This is a genomic window from Dokdonella sp., from assembly GCF_035703485.1.
Classification (GTDB): domain Bacteria; phylum Pseudomonadota; class Gammaproteobacteria; order Xanthomonadales; family Rhodanobacteraceae; genus Dokdonella.
Genome location: NZ_DASSYD010000077.1, coordinates 1 through 8,078, shown reverse-complemented (window position 1 = coordinate 8,078; position 8,078 = coordinate 1). Strand labels below are relative to the sequence as shown.

The following is an 8,078-nucleotide window of genomic DNA, read 5'->3' as shown; positions in this document are numbered from 1 at the left end:
CGCCAGACGACTGCGTCGATGGGTTGCCGCGATGACGTCCGAAATCTGCCTGGCGCTCAAGGTCGGCAAGCGCTGTGTGGCGCTATAGGCTGAGAGATCCTCGACGATGAGCTTGATGAAATCCGAGCCACCATCGATCTTTTCCGCCACGAACGCGTCGATATCGGTCTGCGCATCCAGCACCGGAATCGAAAGTCCGTACTGAGTGCCGTGACCACCGGCAACGGTTACCGCGGCACCGGCGGCCCAGAGATCGGCCTGGTCGATGCGGGCCAGCGATTCTCGTTGGCGCTTGACCGCCGCGAGACGTGCGGGATCGCCATGCATGTCGATCTCCGTGGTCACACCGAATCGCAGGGCATCGCGCTGCGCATCGCCCCAGCTATGGGTATGGGCGTCGATCAGCCCTGGCAACATGGTGCGCCCCGTTCCATCAATGGTGGTCAAATATTCGGCAATCGGAACATCCTTCCCGACTTCGGCGACGAGTCCGTCACGAACAATCACGTTGGCCCGATCGATCATTTTCCGGCCATCGAATACGCGAACATTACGCACGGCGAAGCTGTTGCTGGCACCGACAACGGATTCCGCTGTTTCAGTTGCTCGGGGCAAGTCGTTCTGCCGAGACAGGACGGCAACGCTCAGCACGGCGACAACCGCTCCGATCGCGATGACTTCAGTCCAGTACCTCATGCAAGTTCTCCTTCAGCGCTCAATGAAATGACATTCATGACCGCGTTTATCCCTGCTCAACCAGGCGACGCCTGGCGAGAACGAAGAATGCGATCGTGATCACGATCAGGACCAGAACATGCATGCCCAGCGAACCGCCGGTGTCGCGCCCGACCACCTTCAGCGCGATCTGCACGAGATGATGGGAAGGCCAGACCGGAGCCAGCGTGCCGATGAATTTCGGCAGCATTGAAAGCGGAAGCCACAGCCCGGACAGGAAGGCCATCGGCAGGTAGATCAGGTTGACGATGGCCGGCGAGGCCTGGCCACTGAAGGTCGTGCCGATCAACAGTCCCATCGCACTGAACGGCAAGGTGCCAATGACGTTGATCATGAGCAGCAGCAGCCACTGCGAGGCCGATAGCGAAACCCCGGCCATGGTCGATGCGATCACACCGAGCATGAGCGAGATGATCAGCGCGAAGATCATCGCCATGATCAGCTTGGCGACCAGATACGCGCCGGGCGGCATTGGCAAGGCACGTTTGAGGGTGAGAAAGCCGCGCTCACGCTCGATGGCGACGTTGACACCGAAGCCGAACAAGGCCGCACCCATGATGCCGAACACCCCGTAGCTTGCCAGCAGGTAGCGCGCCGCCTCGTCGTTGCCCGCGCGTCCACCGCCGAGCAGAACACCGAACAGGATGTAGAACATCGAGGGAAACAGCAGCGAGGGCAGCACGAACGAAGGTGTTCGCCACAGGCGCAGAAACTCGTACTTGGCTTCGAGGTAGTAGCAACCCAGCAACTGGGCAGGTGTCAATGCCATCGTGTTCATCACGCGACCTCCCGGGTCAGTTCGACAAATGCTTCGGCCAATCCCGCGCGCTCGACTTCGAGCTCTTCAAGGTCGGTATCTTCATCGAGCAACCGGCGCACGACCGGTTCGGCGCGATCGGCAATAATTTCGAAACGGCCTGCCGCCCGCTTCGCGCTGAGCACGCCGGGCCAATTGGCGACGTCGCCCTCGGTCAGCGAGGAAATGCAGCGGATGCGCCGTTGCGAGACGCGAGAACGCACTTCATCGACGCTGCCCTCGGCAATGATCCGGCCACCGTTGAGAACCACGACCCGATCAGCCAGGGCCTCGGCTTCTTCCAGATAGTGCGTGGTCAGCAATACCGAACAACCATCCGCGATGAGTTCACGGATCGCCTTCCACAGGCCTTGTCTCGCTTCGATATCGAGGCCGGTGGTCGGCTCATCGAGGAACAGCAGCCTGGGACGACCACACAGCGCCAGGGCGAATTGCACGCGGCGTTGCTGGCCACCGGAAAGCTTGCCGTAGCGACGATCGAGCAGACCATCAAGGCCGGCCAGGGCGACGCAATCGGCGATTGTTCTGGGTTCGGCATAGTAGCTGCGGGTCAGCTCGATCAGCTCACCGACCTTGAAGGCGTCCGGAATACCGGCGGATTGCAGCATGACACCGACCTGACGACGCGCCATCAGCGAATGAGGTGCTTGACCAAACAGGGTCACTTCACCGGAATCGGCGCGATTCAAGCCCAGCAAGAGGCCGATCGCGGTCGTCTTGCCAGCCCCATTCGGGCCGAGCACAGCGGTCAGTTGGCCAGCCCGCAAGGCCAGATCCACGCCATCCAGAGCCGGCACCTTGCCATAGCACTTGCGAACATTTCGCAGTTCGGCAAGGATTTCACGGTTTGATTCGTTCGCACTCATTTCACTCTCCATGGTGTGCGATCAGCTTGGGACTTCCGGCCTGTCAGCGGCAGTCGCAACGATCAGCCATCGTCTGTGACAGAAGTCATGCGGAGAGCAGACGCTGCGCGCCGCGCAGGGAGTCGGAGCCCTCAATCCGGCCTCTTGAGAACCCCCGAAACAGCGCCCGGGGTATCGGAAACGGCCCGAACGTGGTAAGCTTGCCGGACCTGTTTTTCTTTCCTAATCAATGGCTAAGGCCTGATTGCCCGCGACGTCCCCTCGGCGCGGGCTTTGTGCTTTTCAGGAGATCACTATGAATGCGTTGTTGGTAAAACTGCATGAGATGCGTGCGGCGGGCGTCGCACCACGAACGACCGGACTCGATGACACTACGGTGGAATCCCTGGTTGGCAACTATCCCGAACTTGCCGAAGTCATCGATGCTGCGTATGCCGCATTTCTCGCCCTGCGCTCCAGCCGCTCGGATCTGCTCAAACTCGACGAGAGCGCACAAGCCCACGCAATCCAGGCCGACTACGTCAATTTCTATCCGGACGATGGTGTCAATCCGTATGTCGCATTGAGTGCGCGCGGTCCGTGGATCGTCACCCTCAAGGGTGCGGTCATCCATGATTCCGGCGGCTACGGCATGCTCGGCTTCGGCCACGCGCCGAAGCCGGTGCTCGAAGTCCTTGCGCGAGCCCAGGTCATGGCCAACGTGATGACACCGAATCTCGCCCAGTTGCGTATGGCCGAGGCGCTCAAGCGCGAAATCGGTCATACCCGCGGCGGCTCGCCGTATACCCGTTTTCTCTGCCTCAACTCGGGATCCGAGTCGGTCTCGCTGGCCGCGCGCATTGCCGACGTCAACTCCAAGCTGATGACCGACGAAGGCGGACGCTACGCTGGCCGTGAGATCAAGCGCCTGGCCGTCAAGGGCGCCTTCCATGGGCGCACCGATCGTCCGGCCCTGTATTCCAATTCATCGCGCAAGGTCTACGAGCAGAATCTGGCCAGCTATCGCAATGAAACCAGTGTCATCACCGTCGATGCCTACGACGTCGAGCAACTGCGCAAGGTGTTCGCCGATGCTGAAAAGAACAACTGGTTCATCGAAGCCTTGTTCCTTGAGCCGGTGATGGGCGAAGGCGACCCGGGTCGCGCAGTGACGGTCGAGTTCTACAAGGCCGCACGCGAGCTGACCAAGGCGCACGGCAGCCTGCTTTTGATTGACTCAATCCAGGCGGGTTTGCGCGCACACGGCGTCCTGTCCTTCGTTGACTATCCGGGTATGGAAGACATTGAGGAACCGGACATGGAGACTTACTCCAAGGCGCTCAATGCCGGCCAATTCCCGCTTTCCGTCCTCGCCGTCAATGAGCGCGCGGCGGATCTCTACAAGCGCGGCATCTACGGCAACACGATGACAACCAATCCGCGAGCGCTCGATGTCGCTTGCGTGGTGCTCGACATGCTGACTCCGGAGGTCCGCGAGAACATCCGCGCCCGTGGTCGTCAATTCGTCGACAAGCTGAATGCACTCAAGGCCGAACTGCCGGGATACATCACCAAGGTACAAGGTACCGGTCTGCTGTTTTCCTGCGAGCTGTCGCCGGACTTCAAGTGCTACGGTGCCGACAGCACCGAAGAGTGGATGCGCGAGCACGGCATTGGCGTCATTCATGGCGGCACCAATTCTCTGCGCTTCACGCCACACTTCTCGATCACCGACGCCGAAGTCGAGCTGCTGGTTGATGGTGTGCGCAAGGCTTTGGTCGAAGGGCCGCGCAAGGCACAGGCGAAAAAAGCTGCTGCCTGAGAAGGCTTGATCCTGTAGCAAAAAAGGCCCGCATTGCGGGCCTTTTTTCTGGGTGATTTTCCGAACGCGCGACGATTATCTGAACCGGTCGGTGGCTTCGATCAGCTCGTGAGTGATGCCAGCCTCCAGGGCTGAATGCCCGGAATCCGGGACGATGCGCAGATCGGCCTCTGGCCAGGCCCGATGCAGATCCCAGGCGCTGCGTGCCGGACAAACGACGTCGTAACGTCCCTGCACAATCACGGCGGGAATGTTCTTCAGGCGATGGGCATTGCGCAGCAGCTGATCATCATGTTCGAAGAACCCTCCGTGCACGAAGTAGTGGCATTCAATTCGCGCAAAGGCAATCGCGAATTCATCTTCGGCGCTGCCATCGATATGCGCCGGATCCTGCAACAGGAAACTCGTTGAACCCTCCCAGACCGACCAGGCCTTGGCCGCCGCCAGGCGCACGGCGCTGTCGTCACTGGTCAAACGCCGATAGTAAGCACTCATCAGATCGCCGCGCTCGGCTTCGGGAATAGCGGCCAGATACGCTTCCCAGGCATCTGGAAACAGCGCATCGGCGCCCTTCTGATAAAACCATTCGAGCTCCCAGCGACGCAGCATGAAGATCCCGCGCAGAACCAGTTCGGTGACTCGATCAGGATGCGTTTCGGCGTAGGCAAGGGCGAGCGTCGATCCCCAGGATCCACCGAAAACCTGCCAGCGGTCGATACCGAGATGCTCGCGAAGCCGCTCGATGTCGGCGACCAGATCCCAGGTCGTGTTGTCCGTCAGCTCGGCATGCGGCGTCGAGCGCCCGCAACCGCGCTGATCAAACAGGATGATTCGGTAGTGGGCCGGATCGAAGAAACGTCGCGCACCCGGTCCACTGCCGCCGCCAGGGCCGCCATGCAGGAAAACGACGGGCTTGCCTTTCGGATTTCCGCTTTGCTCGTAGTAGAGCCGATGCAGGGGTGAAACCTGCAGGGTGGCGGAATCAAAGGGTTCAATTTCGGGGTAAAGGCGACGCCGATCTGAGCTGGATTCGTTCATCAGCCTAGTTTAACCCATGACCGCGAATCTCGGTTTGGGTCTTTGCCCTCGGTCGTTCTGGTCGTGATTCTCCATCAACCTGACTTGGTCATTTCGACGAGGCGCAGCCACCCAATCACGGGCCAAGCTACCCAAACGACTTGGCGCGCCCTCACATGCGGCAAGACACCACACCAGCCAATCGACTGATTTGACCTCGAATCCAGCCGATTTCTGATTGCTTTGAGCAGCCAAAATTGCCCGGACAGCCGCTTGATCCAAGACTTTTGGCCGCTTTTCAGGCAAATTTCGAGACACATACGACAAATATCGTATTTATTCCTGTAGGTCTATTCCTTTATAGATCAAATGTTGATGCGGTTCTGCCACTTAACACAATCTTCATGTGTGTCAAGCCCGAAAACCGGTGGCAACTGGCCAAAATATACCCATTGCGACGCTTCTGGCCACGAATCTCCGACCCTACAAACATCTCTCATCGAAAGGGATCGCAATAATGAAACGAAACAAGCTGATGCTCGCCGTTCGCGGCGCGCTGTTCATCGGTATAGGCTCAAGTGTGCTTTTCACCGGCACCGGCTTTGCCCAGGAAAATAGTGAGGGCGCCGTAGAGCGCATGGACACCATCATCGTCACCGGTTCGCGTATCCGTCAGGTCGAAATCGAAACTGAAGCACCGATCCTGACGATCACCCGCGCCGACATCGAGAAGCAGGGCTTTCAGTCAGTCGGTGACATCCTGCAAAACGTAACCGCCATGGGTTCACCGCCGCTCAGCCGCGCCTCCCCGCTGTCCGCAGGTGAAAACGCCGGCGGCACCTTCATCGATATGCGCAACCTTGGTGCCGCACGCACCCTGGTCCTGATCAATGGCAAGCGCCTCGGCATCTCAACCAGTGGTCTGGCTGATGTTTCGACCATCCCCGCGGTCGCCGTCGAGCGAATCGAAGTCCTCAAGGATGGCGCATCGTCGTTGTATGGTTCCGATGCAATTTCCGGCGTCGTGAATATCATCACCCGCACCAACTACTCCGGTGCGGCGGCCAGTGTCTATGCCGGTCAGTATGATGAAGATGATGGTGAAGTGACCAAGGGCAACTTCATCATGGGTTTTGGTGGCGACAGGGGTTCGCTGACATTGGCGGCCGAGTGGTCCAAAGAGAAAGGCGTCGCAGCGGCTGATCGCGACTTCAGCGCATTCCCGCGCTCGAGCCGTCACCCGAATCTGAGTTGGACCTCAGTCGGACAATTCGGCGGATTTGCTGTCTCCAACGGCAGCCCTGTCGCCGGCTACAGTAATGGTCGCTATATTCTGAGTCAGGGTGCCGACCCGTACAATCCCGCCAGCTACCGGCGCCAAAACACATCGAGCTCGTCCCCCGACGACAAGAGCAATACCAATCAGCAAACCGATCTGCGTACACCGCTGGAAAACAAGGCGTTGTATGTGGACGGCATCTACAAAATCACCGACAACATCAGGTTCCGCACCAACCTGCTGTACAACAATCGCCTCTCCGACCGTCAGGTGGCTGGTTACCCGTTGCAGGCGGCATCGTTTTCACAAACTGCTGGCGGCATGTCGGTCGACAGCTATTTCAACCCGTTTGGCAGCTTCCACGCCGCACCGGGCACGACGCCGCAAGCATTGCGGTCGTGGTGGCGCCGCGGCTGGGAAGTGCCTCGCGTCAGCAGCAGCGAACTTGACACCTACCGTTTCAGTGGTGCCTTCGAAGGCAGCTTCGAGATCGGTGACCGCTACTTCGACTGGGATGTCAGCTATCTGCGCAATTCGAACAAGGTTTTGCAAAGCACCTTCGGCAACTTCAACTTGGCCAACGTGGCGGCCGGCGTCGGTCCGTCGTTCCTCAATTCGCAGGGCCAGGTGCAATGCGGCAGCGAAGCCAATCCGATTCCATTCAGTAGTTGCGTGCCGTTCAACCCGCTGCTGCCGTTCGGTACGATTGGTGATGGCGGCCTGACCAACAACCAGGCACTGCAGGATTTCCTGTTCCAGGAAGAGCACGCGACAGGCAAGACCAACACCACTGTATTTGCTGCCAACCTCACCGGCACCCTGTTTGCCATGCCGGCGGGTGACTTCGCCTTCGCAGCAGGCATCGAGCATCGCAAGGAAGATGGCAAGTTCACACCGGATGTGCTCGCCCAGACCGGTGGCTCAACCAACCTCTCGGCTGGTCCGACCGGTGGTGACTACAGCGTCAAGGAAGCCTACCTCGAGCTGCAGATTCCTGTCCTCGCTGACCTTGCGTTCGCCAAGGAACTGAGCGTTGATCTGGCCAGCCGTTACTCCGACTACGACACGTTTGGCGACACCGTAAACAGCAAGGTTGGCCTGCGCTGGAAGCCGATCGATCAATTGCTGTTCCGCGGTACCTGGGCGGAGGGTTTCCGCGCACCGACGATTTCCGATCTCTACGGTGGTGGCTCGCAGACGTTCTCGTTCTTTACGGATCCTTGCGATGTCCAGTTTGGCGGTTCACAGGATCCTGGCTCGTCTACCCGAGCCAATTGCCGCCGTGATCTCGGACCCGCTGCGGATAACTTCCGTCAGCTGGGACAGGGTTTCACGCCGGTGACCACGGCAAACTCGCAGACTCCGGTCCCGTTCACGAGCGGTTCCAACCCGTTCCTGCAGCCGGAAACCGCGACCTCGAAGACACTTGGCGTGGTCTGGAGTCCGAATTTCGTCAATGGACTCAACTTTGGTCTGGACTGGTGGAGGATCCGCGTCGAAAACACTATCGTCGCAGATAGTCCGGGACAGATTCTGAGCGACTGCTACAACGACGGTATCCAG

Annotated in this window: 5 protein-coding genes and 1 pseudogene; 2 read left to right on the top strand and 4 right to left on the bottom strand. The window is 59.4% G+C overall.

Annotated elements, in window-relative coordinates; translation table 11 throughout:
- The 3 genes and pseudogenes from VFN25_RS05760 to VFN25_RS05750 all read right to left on the bottom strand — a co-directional run.
- A pseudogene (locus VFN25_RS05760) lies at positions 1-696 on the bottom strand (hypothetical protein); the annotation flags it as partial.
- A gap of 46 nt (positions 697-742) precedes the next feature.
- Complete coding sequence (locus tag VFN25_RS05755) at positions 743-1,513, bottom strand: ABC transporter permease (RefSeq protein WP_325139754.1); 771 nt, start codon at positions 1,511-1,513, stop codon at positions 743-745.
- Entirely contained in the window at positions 1,513-2,418 is a 906-nt protein-coding gene (locus tag VFN25_RS05750; protein WP_325139753.1) for an ABC transporter ATP-binding protein, read from the bottom strand. The genes VFN25_RS05755 and VFN25_RS05750 overlap by 1 nt, the downstream gene beginning before the upstream one ends.
- A gap of 295 nt (positions 2,419-2,713) precedes the next feature.
- Here VFN25_RS05750 and VFN25_RS05745 point away from each other — a divergent pair, with 295 nt between their 5' ends.
- Positions 2,714-4,219 (top strand): aminotransferase class III-fold pyridoxal phosphate-dependent enzyme, encoded by a 1,506-nt coding sequence (locus tag VFN25_RS05745; protein ID WP_325139751.1) that lies wholly within the window; start codon positions 2,714-2,716, stop codon positions 4,217-4,219.
- Positions 4,220-4,294: 75 nt separating this feature from the next.
- On the opposite strand, the gene pip is transcribed toward VFN25_RS05745, so the two are convergent.
- Complete coding sequence (pip, locus tag VFN25_RS05740) at positions 4,295-5,257, bottom strand: prolyl aminopeptidase (RefSeq protein ID WP_325139749.1); 963 nt, start codon at positions 5,255-5,257, stop codon at positions 4,295-4,297.
- A 496-nt stretch (positions 5,258-5,753) separates the two neighbouring features.
- Here pip and VFN25_RS05735 point away from each other — a divergent pair.
- On the top strand, positions 5,754-8,078 hold a 2,325-nt coding region (locus tag VFN25_RS05735; RefSeq protein ID WP_325139746.1), incomplete at its 3' end, for a TonB-dependent receptor plug domain-containing protein.